The sequence below is a fragment of the Streptomyces sp. NBC_00190 genome (assembly GCF_036203305.1).
Taxonomy (GTDB): domain Bacteria; phylum Actinomycetota; class Actinomycetes; order Streptomycetales; family Streptomycetaceae; genus Streptomyces.
In genome coordinates this window covers 2,639,572-2,659,688 of record NZ_CP108131.1, presented here as the reverse complement: position 1 = coordinate 2,659,688, position 20,117 = coordinate 2,639,572, and the positions used below count along the sequence as shown (strand labels likewise).

Here is a 20,117-nt window from a genome sequence, read left to right as displayed (position 1 = left end):
CGGGGCATTCCGGCTCCCCGCCCCAGCGGTGCCGAGGGCGGGTCACGGTTGCGGGTCAGCGCCGGAATCGCACCGGCTTCCCCCCGTACGGAGGTGTGGACGACGGGTTCACTCTACCGGCCCGTAACCCTCCCGCCCGGGGGCGTCGACCACCCGAGCCCCTTACAGGGCCCGGTACGTCACGGGGTCGGTCCCCGGGACCGCCTCCGCGCGGCCCTGCTTCACCAGTCGCCGCAGGTGGGCCTCCGCCTCCGAGACGGCGATGTTGCGGGAGCCGTACGGGATCTGCTCCCAGGGCCGGTTCCACTCCATCCGCTCCGCCAGTGCCCACGGGGTCAGCGGTTCGGCGAGCAGCGCCCACAGCCCCGTGAGTCGTTCCTCGTGGTGGTCGAGGAGTTCCCGTACGCGGGCGGGGGCGTCGGTGAAGGCGTGCTGGTGGGCCGGGAGCACCTCGGCCGGGCCCAGGCGCCCGATGCGTTCGAGGGAGTCGAGGTAGTCCCCGAGGGGGTCGGTGGCGCGGGTGTCCTCGGGGGCCTCGTACAGGCCGATGTGGGGGGAGATCCCGGGCAGCAGGTGGTCGCCGGAGAAGAGGCGGCCGTTGCCGGGGAGGTTCGCCGGGTGCTGTTCCTCCAGGTGCAGGCAGACGTGGCCGGGGGTGTGGCCGGGGGTCCAGATCGCGCGCAGCCGGCGTCCGGCGAGGGGGAGCAGCTCGGCGGGGACGATCTCCCGGTCGGGGACGGCGGCGTGCAGGCCGGGCAGGGTCCGCATGCGGCCGCTCGTGCGGGCGGCGCGGAGCGGGGCGAGGTGCTCCTCGGGGGCTCCGGCGGCCGCGAGCTTCTCGCTCATGTAGTCGAACCAGACGCCCGGTTCGGCGGACCGGGTCCGTATGACGACCTCGGTGTCGGCGGCGTGCATGGCGATCCAGGCTCCGGACGCGGCGCGGACCTGGCCGGACAGGCCGTGGTGGTCGGGGTGGTGGTGGGTGATGACGACGCCGTGGACGTCGGCGACGGCGATGCCGAGCGCGGCGAGGCCGGCGGCGAGGGTGTCCCAGGATTCGGGGTCGTCCCAGCCGGTGTCGACGAGGACCGGGCCGCGGTCGGTGTCGAGGACGTGGACGAGGGTGTGCCCGAGGGGGTTGTCGGGGATGGGGACCTTGATCGCCCACACTCCTCCGCCGTGGTCGGTCACTTGTGGCGTGTCCTGCGGCGTGTCCTGTGACATGAGACCCCCTGCTCCCGACTGCTCCCGAACCGAACGAGAACTTGTTTCAGTAGTAGCCCAAGTCGACCACCTCCAGGCCTTTCTGACTAGTCGTTGGATCTTCCGGGCTGTTCTGTCCCGGCCGTGGACTCCTCTAACTAGAACTGGTATCAGTTCTGGGACCCCAAGCCGCAGGAGGCATCAGCCATGACCGAGCTCGTGGAACACGGACAACTGTTCATCGGCGGGGAGTGGACGGATCCGCTGGGCACCGACACGATCCAGGTCGTCTCCCCCCACACCGAGCAGGTCATCGGCTCCGTCCCGCACGCCTCGAAGGCCGACGTCGACCGGGCGGTCGCCGCCGCGCGCAAGGCGTTCGACGAGGGTCCCTGGCCGCGGATGTCGCTCGACGAACGCGTCGCCGTCGTCTCCCGGATCAAGGACGCCATAGCCGTCCGGCACGAGGAGATCGCCCGTTCGATCAGCTCCCAGAACGGATCCCCGTACTCCTGGAGCGTCCTCGCCCAGGCGCTCGGCCCGATGATGGTCTACGACGCCGCGATCACCGTCGCGCGCGCCTACCCGTACGAGGAGCGCCGCCAGGGCGTCCTCGGACCGATCCTGGTGCGCCGCGAGCCGGTCGGGGTCGTCGCGGCCGTCATCCCGTGGAACGTGCCGCAGTTCGTGGCCGCCGCCAAGCTCGCGCCCGCGCTGCTCTCCGGCTCGACGGTGATCCTCAAGCCTTCCCCGGAGTCCCCGCTCGACTCGTACATCCTCGCCGACATCGCGCGCGAGGCCGGGGTGCCGGAGGGCGTGCTGTCGATCCTGCCCGCCGACCGCGAGGTCAGCGAGTACCTGGTCGGCCACCCCGGCATCGACAAGGTCGCCTTCACCGGCTCGGTCGCCGCGGGCAGGCGCGTGATGGAGGTCGCCGCGCGCAACCTCACCCGGGTCACCCTCGAACTCGGCGGCAAGTCGGCCGCCGTGATCCTGCCCGACGCCGATCTGGACACCACCATCGCCGGGATCGTGCCCGCGGCCTGGATGAACAACGGCCAGGCGTGCGTGGCCCAGACCCGCGTCCTCGCGCCGCGCAGCCGCTACGAGGAGGTGGCCGAGGCCCTCGCGGCGGCGGCCGGCTCCCTGGTGGTCGGCGACCCGCTCGACCCGGCGACGCAGCTCGGCCCGCTCGTGGCCCGGCGCCAGCAGCAGCGCTCCCTGGACTACATCCGCATCGGCCAGGAGGAGGGCGCCAAGGTCCTGGCCGGCGGCGGCCGCCCGGCGGGCCTGGAGCGGGGCTGGTACGTGGAGCCCACCCTCTTCGGCGACGTGGACAACTCCATGCGGATCGCCCGCGAGGAGATCTTCGGCCCGGTCGTCTGCCTGATCCCGTACGGGGACGAGGCGGAGGCGGTACGGGTGGCCAACGACTCGGAGTTCGGCCTGAGCGGCAGCGTCTGGACGGCGGACGTCGAGCACGGCGTCGACTTCGGCCGGCAGGTCCGGACGGGCACCTTCAACGTGAACACCTTCAGCCTGGACATGCTCGGCCCGTTCGGCGGCTACAAGAACAGCGGCGTGGGCCGGGAGTTCGGCCCCGAGGGCCTGGGCGAGTACCTGGAGCACAAGATGATCCACCTGCCGGCGGGTTACGAGGCGGGTGCCTGATGGGCGACCGCTGGCAGGTCGAGGTGGACCGGGGGGTCTGCATCGGCTCGGGCATGTGCGTGAACCACGCCCCGGAGGGCTTCGCCCTCGACTCCGCCCGGCAGTCGCACCCGCGCACCCCGGAAACCGACGCGAACGAGCCGGTCCTGACGGCGGCGGAGGGCTGCCCGGTCGAGGCCATCATGATCACCCTGGCCGCGACCGGCGAACCGGTCTTCCCGCCGGAGGAGTAAATCCGTTCGGGGTCGCGACGGCGGAGTGTGACACTTCTGCGGGGCCACCGGGCGATCCGGCCCGGGGCCTTCGCGGGGGGAAGCGACGTGAGCAGGATCAAATGGGCGGCGGCGTCGGCCGGGGTGGCGGGCGTCCTCGTGGCCGCGGGGCTGAGCGACCGGGAGTTCGGCGAGGACGCGGGGAACGGCTGGGTACGGGAGGCGTCTGCGTCCCCCGCGCCCGCCCCGGCGGGAGCGGATCCGTCGCGGCCGATGGTGGACGCGCAGTTCGAGGCCGTCCTCACCTCGGCAAGAGCCGGTGGACGGCCCATGTCGCGGAAGGACCGCGAGGAGGAGTTCGGCCTCGCCGCCGAGTGCGCGGTGAGCTGGGACGCTCACGACCTGATCACGCCGGAGAGGCTGCGGGACGTCGTGGTGGGCCTGAACGCCCGCGGCTGGGCGACCACCGCCCACAGGGAGCGCCCGTACGGGCTCGCCATGACCAACGGATCGTGGGAGCTGGTGCTCATCAACTACAAGTCCCGCAACGACCAGCGCCTGTCCCTCGTGGCCCTGCACCACGACGCGACCTGCGACGCGGCGTTCGACGGGGCGCATCCGCCGGGGACGACGGACGCGTAGGGACGGCGGTGGGGGGGGCGACCCGGGCGGGGGCGCCGGGCGGCAGCGCCCGGGTTCGTGTGCGTGCATGCGGCATCGATACGATCGCGGGGCTTTATGCCCCGTTGACGTACCGGTGCCGCGACACCGAAGGAATTCCAGAGGTGTCATGTCCGACAGGTCCGTCCTCGCCGGGGACCGCGTTCCGGCGCCCGCCGGGGCGACGCAGCCGCCCCCCGAACCCGTCCGTCACGGGAGGGTCCGGCCGAGGGGCGGCGGCGGGGCTGTCCGGGCGCCGCGCATCGCGGTGCTGGACGGCCTGCGGCTGCTCGCGGCGCTGTCGGTGGTCCTTTTCCACTACCTGGCCGGCTACGGGACGATCCCCTGGCAGCGGACGGCGGCCGAGCTGTTTCCCGCGCTGCACCGGATCGCCGATTTCGGCTGGCTCGGCGTGGTCTTCTTCTTCATGATCAGCGGTTTCGTCATCTGCATGTCCGGCTGGGGCAAGTCGCTCCAGCAGTTCTGGCAGGGCCGGATCCTGCGGCTGTTCCCGCTCTACTGGGCGGCGGTCGTGCTCTCCTCCGCGGCCGCCCGCCTGGGCCCGCGGACTCCGGGCGAGCCGAAGGTCACCGTCGGCCAGATGCTCACCAACCTCACGATGCTGCAGGAACCCCTCGGTGTGGAGGGCGTGGACCTCGTCTACTGGACGCTCTGGGCCGAGCTGCGCTTCTACCTGCTCTTCTCGCTGGTCGTCCTGCTCGGCACCAGCTACCGCCGGGTCGCGGCCTTCTGCTGGGTCTGGGCGCTGGGCTCGGTCCTGGCGCCGAAGTCGGGCATCCCGTTGCTGGACCAGCTCCTGGTACCCCAGTGGGCGCCGTTCTTCATCGCCGGGATCGCCTTCCACCTGGTCCGCCGGGCGGGCCGGATCGAAGGCGAGACCCTGGGCATCCTGGCGCTGTCCTGGCTGCTGATGCAGCATCGCCTTCCGGCGATCATGGCGGACGAGGGGCACGGCATCGACTGGAAGGTCTGCCTGGCCGCGATCACCGCGATGTACCTGCTCATGGGCCTGATCGCGCTCGGGAAACTGGACCGCATCCAGTGGCGCTGGCTGCCGGTCGCGGGCGCGATCTCCTACCCGCTCTACCTCGTGCACCAGTCACTGGGCGTGCGGGTGATCTGGCGGTGGAACGAGCAGTGGGGCGCCTGGCCGACCCTCCTCGGGGTGATCGCGGGCGCGATGCTGATCGCCTGGCTGCTGCACCGCCTGGTGGAGCGGCCGCTCACCCGGCTGCTGCGCCGCCTGATGGCCCCGCGGGCCGAGCAGCCGCAGAAGCTCGCCGCATAGGCGGCAGGTGAGCCCCGGACCCGGGTATGACCCAGGACCGGTGGACCGGTGGCTTCAGGCCTTTTCCGGGGCCGTCAGGTCGATCAGGCGGCAGACCGTCTCGATGTCGATCTTGACCTGGGCGATCGAGGCGCGGCCCGACAGCCAGGTGATCAGCGCCGAGTGCCAGGTGTGCTCGATGACCCGGACCGCCGAGAGCTGTTCCGCCGTCGGCGGGGCCTCCAGGCCCATCGCGTCCAGGATGATCGCCGTGGTCAGCCGGGACACCGTGTCCACCTCGGGGCTCACGCTGCGGTCCGCGAAGGTCAGCGCCCGCACCATCGCGTCCGCGAGGTGCGGCTCCCGCTGGAGCGCCCGGAAGGCCCGCATCAGGGTCTCCGCGACCCGCGCCGCCGGGTCGTCGCCGGCCGGCGGGTGCTTGCGCAGCGTCGTGTGCATGTGCTGGAGCTGGTCCTGCATGGTGGCCACCAGCAGGTGCACCTTGGACGGGAAGTACCGGTACAGGGTGCCCAGCGCCACGCTGGACGATTCCGCGACCTCGCGCATCTGGACGGCATCGAAGCCGCCCCGGCTCGCCAGCTGTGCACTGGCGTGCAGGATCCGGCGGCGGCGCGCCTCCTGGCGCTCCGTCAGGGGAGGGGACGCCGGGGTGTGGGCGGCCTTCGCTTCCGCTGTCATGTGTCCCGTTCCGAGTCGTTGCGGGGCTGATCCGGAGCCAGCATGTCAGGCGCCGCAGCCGTGGCGCGAATCACCTGCTCCGCCTCTTACGGTGTGGTTTCCGGCCGGTAGATTCAATGGTCTCAACGGATCAAGTCTGAAACTTGTTCTACATTATCCGAGCGGTTACGCTCCGGCGAAAGTGCAGGGATGAAGGGGGCCAGGAGTGACCGCTGAGGCCATGGTGACGAGCCCTTTCCCGGGTTCCGCCACCGACGGCGACCGCCCGCTGCGCATCGCGCTCCTCACCTATAAGGGGAACCCGTTCTGCGGTGGCCAGGGCGTCTACGTCCGCCACCTCTCGCGCGAGCTCGTACGCCTGGGGCACTCCGTCGAGGTCATCGGCGCGCAGCCCTATCCGGTGCTCGACACGGGGGCCACGCTCACCGAACTCCCGAGCCTCGACCTCTACCGGCAGCCCGATCCCTTCCGCACTCCCAAGCGCGGCGAGTACCGGGACTGGATCGACGCGCTGGAGGTCGCCACCATGTGGACCGGCGGATTCCCCGAGCCGCTGACCTTCTCCCTGCGGGCCCGGCGCCACCTCGCCGCCCGCGCCGGTGAGTTCGACGTCATCCACGACAACCAGACCCTCGGATACGGGCTGCTGGCGGATCTCGGCGCACCCCTGGTGACCACGATCCACCACCCCATCACCGTCGACAGGCAGCTCGACCTCGACGCCGCCAAGGACCGCATGAAGCGGGCCTCCGTGCGGCGTTGGTACGCCTTCACGCGCATGCAGGGCCGCGTCGCCCGGCGCCTCCCCTCCGTGCTCACCGTCTCCGGCTCCTCCAAGCAGGAGATCGCCCAGCACCTCGGCGTCCAGGACGGCCGCATCCACGTCGTGCACATCGGCGCCGACACCGACCTGTGGTCCCCGGACCCCTCCGTCGCCGAGGTACCGGGCCGCATCGTCACCACCTCCAGCGCCGACGTCCCGCTCAAGGGGCTCGTCCACCTCGTCGAGGCGCTCGCGAAGCTGCGCACCGAGCAGCCCGACGCCCACCTCGTCGTCGTCGGCAAGCGTGCCGAGAAGGGGCCGGTCGCCCGCGCCATCGAGTCGTACGGGCTCCAGGACGCCGTCCGCTTCGTCAAGGGCATCACCGACGCCGAACTCGTCGACCTCGTCCGCAGCGCCCAGGTCGCCTGCGTGCCCTCCCTCTACGAGGGCTTCTCGCTCCCGGCGGCCGAGGCCATGGCCACCGGCACCCCGCTCGTCGCCACCACCGGCGGAGCGATCCCCGAAGTCTCCGGCCCCGACGGCGAGACCTGCCTCGCGGTGCCCCCGGGCGACGCGGGCGCGCTGGCCGCCGCGCTGGGCCGGATGCTGGGTGACCCGCAGCTGCGGGCCCGCCTCGGCGCCGCCGGGCGCGAACGGGTCCTGACCCGCTTCACCTGGGCCAAGGCCGCCGAAGGCACCGCCGCGCACTACCGGGCCGCCATCGAGCAGGCGGCCGCCGGCCGTGCCCGCCGCCCTCGGTGACCTTCCGCCACATCCACACCACCCCCGTACACCCCCGCGACCGCGAAGGCAGGACCCCGTGCTGACCGTCGATTTCTCCCGGTTCCCGCTCGCCGCAGGCGACCGCGTGCTCGATCTGGGCTGCGGCGCAGGCCGGCACGCCTTCGAGTGCTACCGGAGAGGCGCCCAGGTGGTCGCCGTCGACCGCAACGGCGAGGAGATCCGCGAGGTCGCCAAGTGGTTCGCCGCCATGAAGGAGGCCGGCGAGGCCCCGGCCGGCGCCACCGCCACCGCCATGGAAGGCGACGCGCTCGCACTGCCCTTCCCCGACGAGTCCTTCGACGTCGTCATCATCTCCGAGGTGATGGAGCACATCCCCGACGACAAGGGCGTGCTCGCCGAGATGGTCCGCGTGCTCAAGCCCGGCGGCCGCATCGCCATCACCGTGCCGCGCTACGGCCCCGAGAAGATCTGCTGGGCGCTCTCCGACGCCTACCACGAGGTCGAGGGCGGCCACATCCGCATCTACAAGGCGGACGAGCTGCTCGGCAAGATGGAGGCCGCGGGCCTCAAGCCATACGGCACGCACCACGCGCACGGGCTGCACTCCCCGTACTGGTGGCTCAAGTGCGCCTTCGGCGTCGACAACGACAAGGCGCTGCCCGTCCGGGCGTACCACAAGCTCCTGGTCTGGGACATCATGAAGAAGCCGCTGGCCACGCGGCTCGCGGAGCAGGCCCTCAACCCGGTCATCGGCAAGAGCTTCGTGGCGTACGCGACCAAGCCCCACCTGCCCGTCGACGCCGCGGGCGCCGCACAGTGACCTCGCCCGGGCGCACCGCACCCGAACACCTCGTCCTGGACGGCGTCCTGACCGCGGAGCAGGCCGCCGAGACCGTCGCCGGCATCCTCGCCGCGCAGCGGGCGGACGGGGCCATACCGTGGTTCCGCGGGCACCACCTCGACCCGTGGGACCACACCGAGGCCGCGATGGCGCTGGACGCGGCCGGGGAGCACGCGGCCGCCGAGAAGGCGTACGAGTGGCTCGCCGCCCACCAGAACCAGGACGGCTCCTGGTACGCGGCCTACGCCGACCGGCCGGACGGCGTGGACACCGCCGAGCCGCAGGACTCGAGCCGGGAGAGCAACTTCACGGCGTACATAGCCGTCGGCGTCTGGCACCACTACCTGTCCACCGGTGACGACGCCTTCCTCGACCGGATGTGGCCCGCGGTGTACGCGGCCGTGGAGTGCGTGCTCTCGCTCCAGCAGCCCGGCGGCGAGATCGGCTGGAAGCGGGAGGCCGACGGCACGCCCGTCACGGACGCCCTGCTGACCGGCTCCTCCTCCATCCACCAGGCCCTGCGCTGCGCGCTGGCCATCGCCGAGCACCGCGAGGAGCCGCAGCCCGACTGGGAGCTCGCGGCGGGCGCCCTGCGCCATGCCATTCGCCGCCACCCCGAGCGGTTCCTCGACAAGAACCACTACTCGATGGACTGGTACTACCCGGTCCTCGGCGGCGCCCTGACCGGCGCCGAGGCCAAGGCGCGCATCGAGGAGCGCTGGGACGAGTTCGTCGTCGCGGACCTGGGCGTGCGCTGCGTCCTGCCGAACCCGTGGGTGACGGGCGGCGAGTCCTGCGAGCTGGCGCTCGCGCTGTGGGCGACGGGGGAGTCGGACCGGGCGCTGGAGATCCTGCGCTCGATCACGCACCTGCGCGCCGACAACGGCATGTACTGGACGGGGTACGTGTTCCAGGACAAGGCCGTCTGGCCGGTCGAGCAGACCACCTGGACGGCCGGGTCCCTGCTGCTGGCCGTCGCGGCGCTCGGCGGGGACGAGGCCACCACCGAGGTGTTCGGCGGGACCTCGCTCCCGGCCGGGCTGGAGCCCGACTGCTGCGGTTGAGCGGCGCCGGCGCCACTGGCTCTACCGGCCCTAACGCCGGTAGAGCCAGCCTGCGACGGCGTGTCCGACGAGGACGTAGACCACCGCGGCCAGGCCGTAGCCGACCACGACCTGGACCCATTCGCGGCTGAAGGTGAAGAGGTCGTAGGACCAGCCGGCCAGCCAGGACGCGGTGTCGTGGACGAACTCCACCAGTTCGTTGCCGCGGTTGGCGTCCAGCAGGTACAGCAGGATCCACAGGACGATCACGAAGGCGAGCACGTCCGCCACCAGTGCGACGGCCCGGCCTGCCTGACTGCTTCCTCGGGCGTGTACTCGGGTGTGTGTGGGCATGTCACGCGTCTTGCCGTGCGGGCGGGCCGCAAACCCGAACGGGTCCCCCAAGTGGTGGAGCCGTGGGGAGCGGGCGAGGCTGCGGGGGACGCCTCAGTCCCCGGAGGAAACCGTGCCCGTACCCACGACCGTCCGAATCCGCCGTGCCCTCACGGCGGTGGTCCTGTCCACAGCGCTGCTGGCCGGCGCCACCGCATGCGGCAGCGACGGTGGTGGCGCCGGGAGCCGGAGCGAAGAGCTCTCCTCCGCGTCGATGGGGGAGCTGGCGGCCCTCGCGGCCGCGGAACCGGCCGCCGTCGAAGCCGACGAGCTGGCCGCCGCGACGCCCTCGCCCAGCACTTCCGCCGAGAAGCAGAAGTTCGCCAAGGCGCGCTTCGTCGCCAACGCGGGGCTCGCGGCCGGGGCGACGTACCAGTGGATCATCAAGCCGTACCGCGCCGGCAAGTTCAAGAAGGGCGCGAAGGGCCGTACGTTCGCGCTCATCAAGGCCGGCCTCGCGGGTGCCTTCGCCTACAACCGGCTGAAGGCGGCCGCCGACAACGCCAAGGGCGACCCGCTGCTGTCGAAGGCGATCGCACCGCTGACGGCGGGCATCGAGTCCCTCAAGGGCCTCGGCACCAAGCTCCGCAAGGGGCAGGCGGGTGACGGCGACATCAGTTCCTTCGACAGCGTCATCGACGGCGTCAAGGATGCGGGCAAGAGCGCGGGCGCCACGGTGACCGACCAGGTCCCGAGCGTCTCCCAGCTGGGCGGATAGGGACAATGGCCGGGTGATCGAGATCGTGGTGGCCGTCCTCGCCGCCGCCGGAGCCGGCTGGCTCCTGCGGCGCAAGCACCTCGCGCGGACGGCCGCCGGGCCCGTGCCCGGGATTCCCGGCATGGCCCGCGAGCCGGCCGGCGAGGGCCGCTGGCGGCCCGGCCGGGTGTACGCGGGCCCGGGGGCGGCGCGCTGGGTCCCGCAGCGCGGTGAGCCCGTGCCGCTGCCCGGAGGCCGCGCCACGGCGGTACGGGCCCCCTCCGTGAAGGAGGGCATGTCCATCAACCCGGGCTCGCGGATCGTCACCTGCGCCTACGGGGGCGGCGGGAGCATCGAGATCGCCGTCATGGCGCTGGACCTGCGCGAGCTGCTGGACGCCATCAAGCAGACTCCCGACGAAGCCTGAGAAGGACGCCTGAGGCAGCAGGGAGCCCCGGTCGCCGCGAGTCGCGGTGGCCGGGGCTCCGGTGTGCTGCGGGTGGGGTCAGCCCTGGGTGAAGTAGCCGAAGAGGTCGGTGATCACGTGGGTGCTGCCGCCGTAGCTGTTGGAGATGCTGACGCGGCCGTCGGCCACCGGGGTGGTGACGTGGTTGGGGACGGTGTCGCCGGGGCGGGTCTGGAGGCTGCTGGCCTCGGGGCGGGCGGCGCCGTGTCCGTGGACGGTGAGGAAGCCGGGGCCGGTGGTGTCGGTGGCGGTCACGTTCAGGGCCGCGCCGATCGCGTTCGCCGGGATCCCGGCGACGGTGGTGGTGGCGCCGGGGGCGAGCTTTCCGGTGGTGCGGGTGTCGGCGAGGCGCTGGGGGACGACCGGGGTGAAGAGGGCCTTGCCGTCCTCGGCGTAGTAGCCGACCGCGTCGAGGATCAGGTGGGTGGAGCCGGTGTTGGTGTAGAGGGTGATGGTGCCGTTCGGGCCGACGGGGACGATGGCCTGGTTGGACTTGTCCTTGCCCGGTTCCACGTTCAGGTTCGAGGTGGTGGGCCGACGGTTCGGGTCGGGGTCCGGGTAGGCGATGACGTGCGCCTGCTCGGTCGCGCCGGTGCCGGTGAGGTTGAGGGCGACGGCGGTGGCGTCGGCGGGGATGCCGCCCACACCGGCGACCTTCACCGTGCGGGTCTGGCCACCGCCCAGCGCGCCGCCCGTGGTGCGGGTGTCGACGAGGCGGGCCGGGGCGAGCGGGGTGAAGCGCTGCCCGGCGTTCGGCTGGTAGTAGCCGACGAAGTCGACGATCAGCGCGGCCTTGCCCGAGTTGAGCTGCGCGGAGACCTTGCCGTCGGCGCCGATGGGCACGGTGACGGTGTTGGAGGAGGTCCCGCCCGCCTTGACGTTGACGTTCGAGGTGACCGGGCGGGGCTGGCCCGCGGGCCAGACGCTGAGGTGGGTGTCCTCGGTGGCCCCGGTGACCGTCACGTTCAGGACCGCCGCGGACGCGCCGGCCGTGTGGTTCGGGCCCGAGCCGGTGAAGACGATCGGCAGGGTGACCGGGGTGGCGGTGCCGCCCTGGACGGGAGTGCCGGAGGTACGGGTGTCCAGTACGCGGGTCGGGGTGAGGGGGACGTAGCCGGCCGGGGTGTAGGCGACCTGGACGGTCCGCTCGGCCGTGGAGGTGGCGCCCTTGATGTCCTGGAGGGTCACCGTCACCTTGTAGGTGCCGGGCTGCTTGTAGGCGTGCCGGACCGGCTCCAGTGCGCTGCGGCTCTCCTTCGCGCCGTCACCGAAGTCCACGTCCATCCGCTGGACCGGCCACGGCGCGGCGGTGGTCCGCGCCTCGGCCTCGACGGACAGCGGCGGGACGAACTCCCTGGGCGCGTCCGCGCTCGGCAGGACCGGCGTGGCCGTGAAGGCCGTGGCCAGCGGAGCGGCCGGGGTGACCTTCGCCGTCTGCTGGCCCTGGACCTGCTGCCCGGCGACGTTGGTGGCCGTCACCTTCACCGTGCACTCGCACGGCGCGCCGTACACGTGCTCGGCGGAGGTGGCCTTGGTGACCACCGGGGCGGTGCCGTCGCCGAAGTCGTACCGGTAGCTGAGCGCGGCGGCCCAGGTGCTGTTCGGGACGGCGTTCGCCTTCACCGTGGTGCCGACCGGGGCCCAGCCCTGTTCGAGCTCCACCCGGACGGACTGCAGGTAGTCCTGCAGCTCGCGGGAGCCGCGGTCGACGTACCCGCCGTCCTTGCCGGTGTTGGGCACGCGCGGGTCGTCCCCGACGGGCCGCCCCAGGAAGTCCGTGGGCAGGACGCCCGGCGCCGTCGGGTCGCCGGAGTCGACGGTGGGGGATCCGTCCCACGGGCCGACGTTGATCCGGGACGGGGTCAGGATGTCGTGGGCGCCGTGGCCGGTCGCGGCGTGGAAGGCCGCCTGGTCCCGGTAGGGGGTGTCGGCCCACTTGTAGGCCACCCGGGCATCGCTGAAGGGGCCGGTGACCAGGTTGTAGTCGGCGCGGGTGCCGGAGGCCGCGCCCTGCGCCACGGCGATGCCGTAGCGCGGATCGGGCGCCGGGCACCCGGCCGCGGACTCCGTGTGGATCACGTTGTTGAACAGGGCCGAGGCCGTGGAGCCCTCACCCAGGGAGACGGCCGCCTCGCAGGAGAGGTAGACCGTGTTGTTGGTGACGACGGTGCCGGGCGCGTTGTACGCGGTGACCGCCGCGTTGGCGTAGCCGTGGATCTCGTTGCGGCTCAGTACGGTGCCCTGCGCACCCTCGATCCGGACGGACGAGTCCAGCCGGCTGCGGCTGAGGCGCACGTCCGTGCTTCCCCCGTCGACCGTGACGGCGCCGGGGTTCTTGAGGGCGTTCATCCGGTCCACCTCGACATCGGTGGAACCGGTGACCCTGAGACCGGCTTGGGTGCCCAGCCCGCGGACCACGACGTGGGAGGCGCCGCTGACGGTCAGGGGCCTGCCCGCCGCCAGCCAGAACTGGGACGACCCGGTCACGCCGCCTTCGAAGGTGATCGGCTTGCCCGGCTGGCCGGACCGGTCGATGGTGACGGCCTCGTCGTACGGCTTGCCCGGCACGATGCGCACGGTCTGGCCCGGCTGTACGGCCTTGGCCGCGGCCGAGATCGTGCAGAGGGGCGTGTCCTGTGAACCGGGGCCGCTGTCCGAGCAGCCGGAGCCCGTGGTGTGGTCCACGTAGAGGGTGGTCGGATTTTCGGTGGCGGCCGCGGTGGCGGGCAGCCCGAGGAGGGAGACGAGACCCGCGGTCAGCAGGACGGTCGCACGAGTGGGACGCACGAAGAGGGTTCCTTGGGGCAGAGGACGACGTGGGTCGCCACGGGTGCGGCGCTTCGCGACCGTTGTGCGGCCAGTTCCCCCCGGCGGCAGTCGGGCGCACGCGAAACCCGTAGCGGCGACGATCATCATCCACTTTCGGACAGCCGCTGTCACGTCACATAGTCACATCGGGGCCCTAGTTGTTGAGCTCCGCCAGCACCCGCAGGGTGTGCGGGTCGGGGGCGGTGACGAGAAGGTCGGTGACCGGGCCCTTGCGCCACAGCTCCAGGCGTTCGGCGATCCGCTCCCGGGGGCCGATCAGCGAGATCTCGTCGGCGAACGCGTCCGGGACGGCGAGGACCGCCTCCTCCCTGCGTCCGGCGAGGAACAGCTCCTGGATGCGGCGGGCCTCCTCCTCGTACCCCATCCGCGCCATCAGGTCGGCGTGGAAGTTGCGGGCAGCGTGGCCCATGCCGCCGATGTAGAAGCCGAGCATCGCCTTGACCGGAAACAGCCCCTCGGCGACGTCGTCGCACACCTTGGCGCGGGCCATCGGCGCGATCATGAAGCCTTCGGGGAGCTCGGCCAGCGAGGCCTGGTAGACGTCGGTGCGGGTCGGCGACCAGTACAGGGGGAGCCAGCCGTCGGCGATCCGCGACGTCTGCGCGATGTTCTTCGGCCCCTCGGCGCCCAGCAGGACCGGCAGGTCCGCGCGCAGCGGGTGGGTGATGGGCTTCAGCGGTTTGCCGATGCCGGTGCCGTCCTCGCCCCGGTACGGGTGCTGGTGGAAGCGGCCCTCCAGCGCGACCGGTCCCTCGCGGCGCAGTACCTGCCGGATGACGTCGACGTACTCGCGGGTCGCGGTCAGCGGGCTCGCGGGGAAGGGGCGTCCGTACCAGCCCTCGACCACCTGCGGGCCGGACAGGCCCAGACCCAGCATCATCCGGCCGCCGGAGAGGTGGTCCAGGGTGAGGGCGTGCATGGCGGTGGCGGTGGGGGTGCGCGCGGCCATCTGCGCGATGGCGGTGCCGAGCCGGATCCGGGAGGTGTGCGCGGCGATCCAGGTGAGCGGGGTGAAGGCGTCCGAGCCCCAGGCCTCGGCGGTCCACACCGAGTCGTAGCCGAGGCTCTCCGCCTCGGTGGCGAGGGCGAGGTGGTCCGCGTGGGGGCCGCGGCCCCAGTAGCCGAGTGCGAGTCCGAGGCGCATGTACGGTCCCTCCGCGATGCCGGCAGCCATTTCTGACGGTGCGTCAGGCGACTGTAGGGCAACGGCCCCCCGCCCGGAAGGGCGGGGGGCCGTCGGCCGTGCGGGAACGGGGATCAGCCGCGCTGGATGCCCGAGGTGTCGTTCAGGACGCCGCGCCGGCCGTCCTGGGTCTGGGCGATCAGGGTGGCGGCGTCGCGCTGCTCGACCGCCAGGTACCAGGTGCCCGGGGCGAGTTCGGCGATCGGGGTGGGGGAGCCGTCCTCGGCGAAGAGGGGGCGGGCCACCGGCACGGCGAACCAGAACGGGGTGAAGTCGCCCGCCGGGGCGGGCGCCGGAGCCGGGGTGTGCTGGCCGGAGTCCTGCGGGCCCGGGCCCGGGGCCGGGGTGGGCGTGCCGCCGTACGGCGGGACCGGCTGCGGAGTGGTGCCGTACGGCTGCTGCTGGGCGCCCGGGTAGCCGTACCCGGCGCCCGGCTGGGGCTGGCCCCCGAACGGCGGAACGGCGGCGGGCCGCGGCTCCGGCATCAGCTGGCCGGCCAGCGCCGGGACCTTCGCGCCGGCCACGGCCACACCGGCCAGGGCCAGGGTGGCGAGGAAGGCGAGGATGGCGCCCGCGCCGAGGTCGAGCTGGCTCGGGCAGGTGATCAGGGCCCACAGCGCGGACCAGGCCGCCGAGACGGCGAGCACGGTGCCCCACGCCACCAGCGGAAGGCCCAGGACCTTGCGGGTCTCGGGCTGGAAGCGGCCGGCGACCAGCAGGCCGGCGGCGATGAAGCCGAGCAGGAAGACGCTGGGGAGCACCAGGCGGTAGGAGTCGGTGTCCCATGCGCTCGGCAGGTCGCCACCGGTGGTGGAGTAGAAATCGAGGAACGAGGCGATGAACAGCAGCACCGCTGCTCCGATCACCACGCCGTCGCCTCGAGTGAGGGAGCGGATGTTCACGTCTTAGGTGTCCTTCTCGGTCTCGGTCGTCTCGTGGTGCCGCGGTCACAGAGCTTGCCTGGAGCGGGGCGGGCGGCACCATGGTACGGAGGTCTCGCGCGGCCGAGAGGATCGGGGCTGCGAGCAGTCCCGGCGGGACTGCCCGTGGACTTACCCCCCGAGGAACCCTACGATGCCGTCCGCGATGCCCTGGGCCGCCTTCTGCCGCCACTCCGGACTCGTCAGCTGCGCCGCGTCCTTGGCGTCACGCATGTTGCCGCATTCGATGAACACCTTGGGCCGCGTTGACAGGTTCAGTCCGCCGAGATCGTCGCGGACGACCAATCCGGTACCGGAGCCAAGGTAGTTGGCGGGGGCCGATCCGGTGGTCCGGGCGAAGTTCCCGGCGATCCGCTCGCCGAGCAGCCGGGAGGGTTCGACGATCGCCGCGGTGTCGGCGGCGCCGCCCTTGACCTTGGCGGGCAGGATGACGTGGAAGCCGCGGTTTCCGGCGGAGACGCCGTCGGCGTGGACGGAGACGACGGCGTCGGCCTTGGCCTCGTTGCCGATGCGGGCCCGCTCGTTGATGCACGGCCCCCAGGGGCGGTCGGCCTCGTGGGTGAGCACCACCTTGGCGCCCTGGGCCTCCAGGGCGGTCCGCAGGCGCAGCGAGACGTCGAGGGTGAACTCCGCCTCCATGTAGCCGGAGTTGGTGGTGGTGCCGGTGGTGTCGCACTCCTTGCGGCCGGTGCCGATGTCCACCTGCTGGTCGATCTCGTCGGTGTGCTTGAAGTTGCCCGTGTTGTGGCCGGGGTCGATGACGACGGTCCGGCCGGTGAGCGTTCCCTTGGCGGGCGCCGCGGAGGGCGTGACGGGGGAGGAGGCCGGCGTGACCGGGGTGGCGCTCCACGCGGCCGTCGGCTTCGCGTCGCGGCCCTCAGGCCCGGCCCCGGTCAGCACCTGGGTCAGGACCCAGCCGGCCAGGGCGGTCGGCGCCAGCGCGGCGACCGCGATGACGAGGGTGGAGCGCCGCGTGAACCAGGTCCGGTGGTCCGGCCCGGTCGGCGCGGCGGCTTCGGGAGGCGGGGGGCTGTCGTCGTTGCGCACGCCGCGATGCTAGACGCAGGGCCCCGGAGGGCTCGGGCAGTGGGCCATCCGGGGGCGTGGTGCGATTGTCGGTTAAATGCCGGATCCGATGCGGCTCAGCACGCGCAGGGAGTCCGTGACCGAGACCTCCTCGAAGGCGCCCGAGGCGAGGGCGCGCAGGTAGATCCGGTACGGGGCCTGGCCGCCGTCGGCCGGATCCGGGAACACGTCGTGGATGACGAGCGTGCCGCCCGGGGCGACGTGCGGGGCCCAGCCCTCGTAGTCGCCGGTGGCGTGCTCGTCGGTGTGGCCGCCGTCGATGAAGACGAAGCCGAGCGGGCCGCCCCAGGCGGCCGCGACCTGCGGGGAGCGCCCCACGATCGCGATCACGTGGTCCTCCAGCCCGGCCTTGTGGAGGGTGCGGCGGAAGGTGGGCAGGGTGTCCATCAGACCGATCTCCGGGTCCACGACCGTCGGGTCGTGGTACTCCCAGCCCGGCTGCTGCTCCTCGCTGCCCCGGTGGTGGTCGACGGTGATCGCGCTGACCCCGGCCTCGCGAGCCGCGTCGGCCAGCAGGATCGTCGAGCGCCCGCAGTAGGTCCCGACCTCCAGCAGCGGCAGCCCGAGCGCCCCGGCCGCGGCGGCGGCCTCGTACAGGGCGAGCCCCTCCCGTACGGGCATGAACCCCTTGGCTGCCTCGAAGGCGGCGAGGGTCTCCGGCTTGGGGGTGGCCATGGTTCCTCCGACGGTGAGCGTGTGTGGCGGCCCATGCTGCCCTACCGGCTGGTAGGGCGCTACGCCCGGGGGGCCGTGACCTGCGGCTGCGCGCGGGGAGCCGGGGTCAGGGGTTCGCCATTCAGCTCTGCTTCGCCGAGGCAGGACCACCACAGTTCGCGTTGCGGGGTGAGGTACGGCACGTCCCCGTCGACCTCGCCGCCGTGGTCGAGGGCGTCCGCGACCGCGGTCAGGTAGGAGGCCAGGGACGGCCAACCGGCGGCGAAGTGCCCGGTGTCGTTGGTCGCTGCGGTGCCCAGACGGCCCTGGCGCGGCCCGTCCCGCATGTCGATGACCTGCGCGGTGTTGTGGCTCTGGGCCCACGGAATCCACTGCGGGTGCCACCAGGGCTCGCCGCTCTCCTCGTCGGGCTCGCAGAAGTCGGAGTCGTCACCGGCTGCCTCCACGCGCATCCGCCAGTGGTCCAGGATGTCCGCGATCGACTGGGGCGGCTGGTCGGGCAGCAGGTTGGCCCACTCTGTCAGCCCGTCGTGGCAGGCCAGCGACTCCACCAGGTCGGCCGGGAAGCGCAGTCCCATCTCTGCCTGGGCGGCCTCGATTTCGGCCGGATCGGCTGGCGGCGCGAGCAGGGCGTACGAGGCCGGGGCGTGGGCCAGCATCCATGCGTCGATCCGGGCCCATGACTGCCGCACCGGCTGGGCGGGCACGAGGACTTGCCGCAGGGAGCGGAGCGTCCGGCGCCAGTCGAGCTCCTTGTCGGACCCGCCCCAGAGTTCCATCAGTTCGGACGGCTCGGTGACGACACGGTCGAGGGCCCGGACGGCGAGTTCGCGCAGGTCGACGGGAAGCTCGGGGAGCGGCAGGTCCGGGCCGTACGCGGTGGTGACGGGCTCGCCGGCGGGGCATTGCCCGGCGACGAGGGCCGCTGCGGCCACCGCTTCCACCGCGATGTCCTGGTCGAGGTGGTCGTGGGTGATGAGGACGCGGGCGAGCGCGCTCCTGATGATGCCGGCCCGCTCGCTCTCGGCTGCGTCGTCCAAGTCGCCGGAGAAGTCCGCGGCGGTGTCGTTGTCGAAGGGGCCGACGTCCCAGGTGCCCATGGTCTCTCCTCGTGGTGCGCGTGTCCCCGGATCGTGGCAGGTGCCACTGACACGCCCCTACGCGTCGCACTCGAACCAGACCGTCTTGCCCGTGGGCAGCGGCGTCGTGCCCCAGCGGTCGGTGACGGCCTCGACCAGGAGCAGCCCCCGGCCGCCCTCGGCGAGTTCCGCGCCGCCGCGCGTCACCCGGGGCGGGGCGGAGCAGCCGTCGGACACCTCCACCCGCACCCCCGCCCGACGGCACCGGATCAGCACCGAGCAGTCCCGGCCGGGGACGTGGCGCACGACGTTGGCGACCAGCTCGGTCAGCGCCAGCTCGGCGGCGTGGGCCAGCCCGCCGTGACCCCAGCTCGCCAGCAGCACCCGCAGCACGCGCCGCATGTGCCGCGCCGAGTGCGCACCGACGGTGAAGCCCATTCGGTAGCTGTCGCCGGTCTCCGCGGGGGAGAGGTCAGTTGCGTGATTCATGTCACCAGCGTGCGGTGGTGTGGTTACGCTCGGCTACGGACCGAAACGAACGCCGCACGGCGTGGACTTGGGGGTGACCGCCTCATGGTCAACATCCGCGATCTGGATCCCAGCGCATCGCCGCTGGACTACTACGGCTCGGAACTGCGCCGCCTGAGAGAGGACGCGGGGCTGAAACAGGGGGCGCTGGGCGGCATCGTCTTCTGCACGGCTTCGCTGATCGGGCAGATCGAGACGGCACGGAAGGTCCCGACGCGGGACTTCTCGGAGCGGGTGGACGCGGCGCTGGGGACGGGCGGGGTGTTCTCCCGTCTGGTGGGGTTGGTGCTGCGGAGTCAGTTGCCGCACTGGTTCCAGGCGTACGCGGAGATGGAGGCGCGGGCTGCCTATATCTCCTCGTTCCAGGCGCAGCTGGTGTACGGCCTGTTGCAGACCCCGGACTATGCACGTGCGGTGCTTCGAGCAGGCTGGTCGGACAAGCTCGATGAAGCGGTGGCCGCAAGGATCGAGCGGCAGCGAATTTTGAGCAGAGAACGCCCGCCGCTGGTCTGGGTAGTGCTGGACGAGGCGGTGCTGCACAGGCCGTTCGGTGGCTCTGAGGTTATGCGGAACCAACTCCTCCATTTGTTGGGGTTCCGCGACCGGCGCGAGGTTCGAATCCAGGTGCTGCCATTCGGTGCCGGTGAACATCCGGCGACGGTAGGGTCGTTCAACGTTCTGAGGTTCGAACGGGACCCGGACGTTGTCTACGCCGAGAGCTATGGCTCGGCCAACGTGACCGCCAATCCAGACACGGTCAGGGACTGTGCGCACCGATACGATCACTTGCAGGCCGCAGCCCTCTCCGTGGAAGACTCGGCGGCACTGATCGCCCGCGTACGGGAGGAACGTTATGGGGACCAACCAGAACCTGACGGGAGCGCTGTGGCGTAAGTCCAGCTACAGCGGCGGCACCGGAGGCGATTGCGTCGAGTGTGCCCCCCTCGGCGCCACCGCCTGGCGCAAGGCCTCGTACAGCGGGGACACGGGCGGGAACTGCGTCGAGGTCGCCACCCAGCCCACCCGGGTCGCCGTCCGGGACTCCAAGAACCCCGAAGGCCCTTTCTTCACCGTGAGTCCTGCCGCCTTCGCTGCGTTCGTCGGCGTCCTCTAGGA

20 protein-coding genes, 2 pseudogenes and 1 riboswitch are annotated in these 20,117 nt (G+C 72.2%); of the genes and pseudogenes, 11 read left to right on the top strand and 11 right to left on the bottom strand.

Annotated elements, in window-relative coordinates:
• Nucleotides 1-33 precede the first annotated feature (33 nt).
• Nucleotides 34-132, bottom strand: a riboswitch (cobalamin riboswitch).
• Between the two features lie 30 nt (nucleotides 133-162).
• Nucleotides 163-1,224 (bottom strand): MBL fold metallo-hydrolase, encoded by a 1,062-nt coding sequence (locus OG429_RS12900; protein ID WP_328925460.1) that lies wholly within the window; start codon nucleotides 1,222-1,224, stop codon nucleotides 163-165.
• 186 nt (nucleotides 1,225-1,410) lie between these two features.
• Between OG429_RS12900 and OG429_RS12895 the strand changes: the two genes are divergently transcribed.
• The 4 genes from OG429_RS12895 to OG429_RS12880 all read left to right on the top strand — a co-directional run bounded on the left by OG429_RS12895 (nucleotide 1,411) and on the right by OG429_RS12880 (nucleotide 5,055).
• Entirely contained in the window at nucleotides 1,411-2,874 is a 1,464-nt protein-coding gene (locus OG429_RS12895) for an aldehyde dehydrogenase (RefSeq protein WP_328925459.1), read from the top strand.
• Complete coding sequence (locus OG429_RS12890) at nucleotides 2,874-3,107, top strand: ferredoxin (protein ID WP_328925458.1); 234 nt, start codon at nucleotides 2,874-2,876, stop codon at nucleotides 3,105-3,107. The genes OG429_RS12895 and OG429_RS12890 overlap by 1 nt, the downstream gene beginning before the upstream one ends.
• Before the next feature lie 87 nt (nucleotides 3,108-3,194).
• Entirely contained in the window at nucleotides 3,195-3,728 is a 534-nt protein-coding gene (locus OG429_RS12885; RefSeq protein WP_328925457.1) for a hypothetical protein, read from the top strand.
• 148 nt (nucleotides 3,729-3,876) lie between these two features.
• Nucleotides 3,877-5,055, top strand: a complete 1,179-nt coding sequence (locus OG429_RS12880; protein ID WP_328925456.1) for an acyltransferase family protein — start codon at nucleotides 3,877-3,879, stop codon at nucleotides 5,053-5,055.
• 54 nt (nucleotides 5,056-5,109) lie between these two features.
• Here OG429_RS12880 and OG429_RS12875 read toward each other — a convergent pair whose 3' ends face one another.
• Nucleotides 5,110-5,733, bottom strand: a complete 624-nt coding sequence (locus OG429_RS12875; RefSeq protein ID WP_328925455.1) for a TetR family transcriptional regulator — start codon at nucleotides 5,731-5,733, stop codon at nucleotides 5,110-5,112.
• A 205-nt stretch (nucleotides 5,734-5,938) separates the two neighbouring features.
• Between OG429_RS12875 and OG429_RS12870 the strand changes: the two genes are divergently transcribed.
• The 3 genes from OG429_RS12870 to OG429_RS12860 are packed head-to-tail and all read left to right on the top strand — an operon-like array spanning nucleotide 5,939 to nucleotide 9,145.
• A complete protein-coding gene (locus OG429_RS12870; protein WP_328925454.1) occupies nucleotides 5,939-7,258 on the top strand; it encodes a glycosyltransferase family 4 protein in 1,320 nt (439 codons plus the stop codon).
• A gap of 58 nt (nucleotides 7,259-7,316) precedes the next feature.
• Nucleotides 7,317-8,060, top strand: coding sequence for a class I SAM-dependent methyltransferase (locus tag OG429_RS12865; protein WP_328925453.1), 744 nt, complete (start codon nucleotides 7,317-7,319; stop codon nucleotides 8,058-8,060).
• Nucleotides 8,057-9,145: a prenyltransferase gene (locus tag OG429_RS12860; protein ID WP_328925452.1), complete on the top strand. Its 1,089-nt coding sequence runs from the start codon at nucleotides 8,057-8,059 to the stop codon at nucleotides 9,143-9,145. Before OG429_RS12865 ends, OG429_RS12860 begins: the two co-directional genes overlap by 4 nt.
• Nucleotides 9,146-9,175: 30 nt before the next feature.
• Here the strand turns inward: OG429_RS12860 and OG429_RS12855 are convergent, their stop codons facing one another.
• Nucleotides 9,176-9,478, bottom strand: a complete 303-nt coding sequence (locus OG429_RS12855; RefSeq protein ID WP_328925451.1) for a hypothetical protein — start codon at nucleotides 9,476-9,478, stop codon at nucleotides 9,176-9,178.
• Nucleotides 9,479-9,590: 112 nt separating this feature from the next.
• Between OG429_RS12855 and OG429_RS12850 the strand changes: the two genes are divergently transcribed.
• Together OG429_RS12850 and OG429_RS12845 are read left to right on the top strand one after the other, a co-directional pair.
• On the top strand, nucleotides 9,591-10,235 hold the full coding sequence (locus OG429_RS12850; RefSeq protein WP_328925450.1) for a hypothetical protein: 645 nt from the start codon (nucleotides 9,591-9,593) through the stop codon (nucleotides 10,233-10,235).
• Nucleotides 10,236-10,248: 13 nt separating this feature from the next.
• Nucleotides 10,249-10,641 carry a hypothetical protein gene (locus tag OG429_RS12845; RefSeq protein WP_328925449.1) on the top strand — a complete coding sequence of 131 codons (393 nt, stop codon included), beginning with the start codon at nucleotides 10,249-10,251 and terminating at the stop codon, nucleotides 10,639-10,641.
• Between the two features lie 78 nt (nucleotides 10,642-10,719).
• On the opposite strand, the gene OG429_RS12840 is transcribed toward OG429_RS12845, so the two are convergent.
• The 8 genes and pseudogenes from OG429_RS12840 to OG429_RS12805 form a co-directional block, all read right to left on the bottom strand.
• Nucleotides 10,720-13,467 carry a PKD domain-containing protein gene (locus OG429_RS12840; protein WP_328925448.1) on the bottom strand — a complete coding sequence of 916 codons (2,748 nt, stop codon included), beginning with the start codon at nucleotides 13,465-13,467 and terminating at the stop codon, nucleotides 10,720-10,722.
• 175 nt (nucleotides 13,468-13,642) lie between these two features.
• The gene (locus OG429_RS12835) at nucleotides 13,643-14,653 is read right to left on the bottom strand and encodes an LLM class F420-dependent oxidoreductase (protein ID WP_328925447.1); all 1,011 of its coding nucleotides are present in this window, start codon (nucleotides 14,651-14,653) and stop codon (nucleotides 13,643-13,645) included.
• 113 nt (nucleotides 14,654-14,766) lie between these two features.
• Nucleotides 14,767-15,594 (bottom strand): hypothetical protein, encoded by an 828-nt coding sequence (locus tag OG429_RS12830; protein ID WP_328925446.1) that lies wholly within the window; start codon nucleotides 15,592-15,594, stop codon nucleotides 14,767-14,769.
• A gap of 150 nt (nucleotides 15,595-15,744) precedes the next feature.
• Complete coding sequence (locus tag OG429_RS12825) at nucleotides 15,745-16,680, bottom strand: N-acetylmuramoyl-L-alanine amidase (RefSeq protein WP_328925445.1); 936 nt, start codon at nucleotides 16,678-16,680, stop codon at nucleotides 15,745-15,747.
• Nucleotides 16,681-16,752: 72 nt separating this feature from the next.
• Nucleotides 16,753-17,394, bottom strand: coding sequence for a class I SAM-dependent methyltransferase (locus OG429_RS12820; protein ID WP_328925444.1), 642 nt, complete (start codon nucleotides 17,392-17,394; stop codon nucleotides 16,753-16,755).
• Nucleotides 17,395-17,453: 59 nt separating this feature from the next.
• Nucleotides 17,454-17,999, bottom strand: a pseudogene (locus OG429_RS12815) (SMI1/KNR4 family protein); the annotation flags it as partial.
• A 93-nt stretch (nucleotides 18,000-18,092) separates the two neighbouring features.
• Nucleotides 18,093-18,494, bottom strand: a pseudogene (locus OG429_RS12810) (DUF4259 domain-containing protein); the annotation flags it as partial.
• A 57-nt stretch (nucleotides 18,495-18,551) separates the two neighbouring features.
• Complete coding sequence (locus tag OG429_RS12805; protein WP_328925443.1) at nucleotides 18,552-18,962, bottom strand: ATP-binding protein; 411 nt, start codon at nucleotides 18,960-18,962, stop codon at nucleotides 18,552-18,554.
• A gap of 84 nt (nucleotides 18,963-19,046) precedes the next feature.
• Between OG429_RS12805 and OG429_RS12800 the strand changes: the two genes are divergently transcribed.
• Together OG429_RS12800 and OG429_RS12795 are read left to right on the top strand one after the other, a co-directional pair.
• Nucleotides 19,047-19,895 carry a helix-turn-helix domain-containing protein gene (locus tag OG429_RS12800; RefSeq protein WP_328925442.1) on the top strand — a complete coding sequence of 283 codons (849 nt, stop codon included), beginning with the start codon at nucleotides 19,047-19,049 and terminating at the stop codon, nucleotides 19,893-19,895.
• Nucleotides 19,855-20,115 (top strand): DUF397 domain-containing protein, encoded by a 261-nt coding sequence (locus OG429_RS12795; protein ID WP_328925441.1) that lies wholly within the window; start codon nucleotides 19,855-19,857, stop codon nucleotides 20,113-20,115. Before OG429_RS12800 ends, OG429_RS12795 begins: the two co-directional genes overlap by 41 nt.
• Nucleotides 20,116-20,117: the final 2 nt, after the last annotated feature.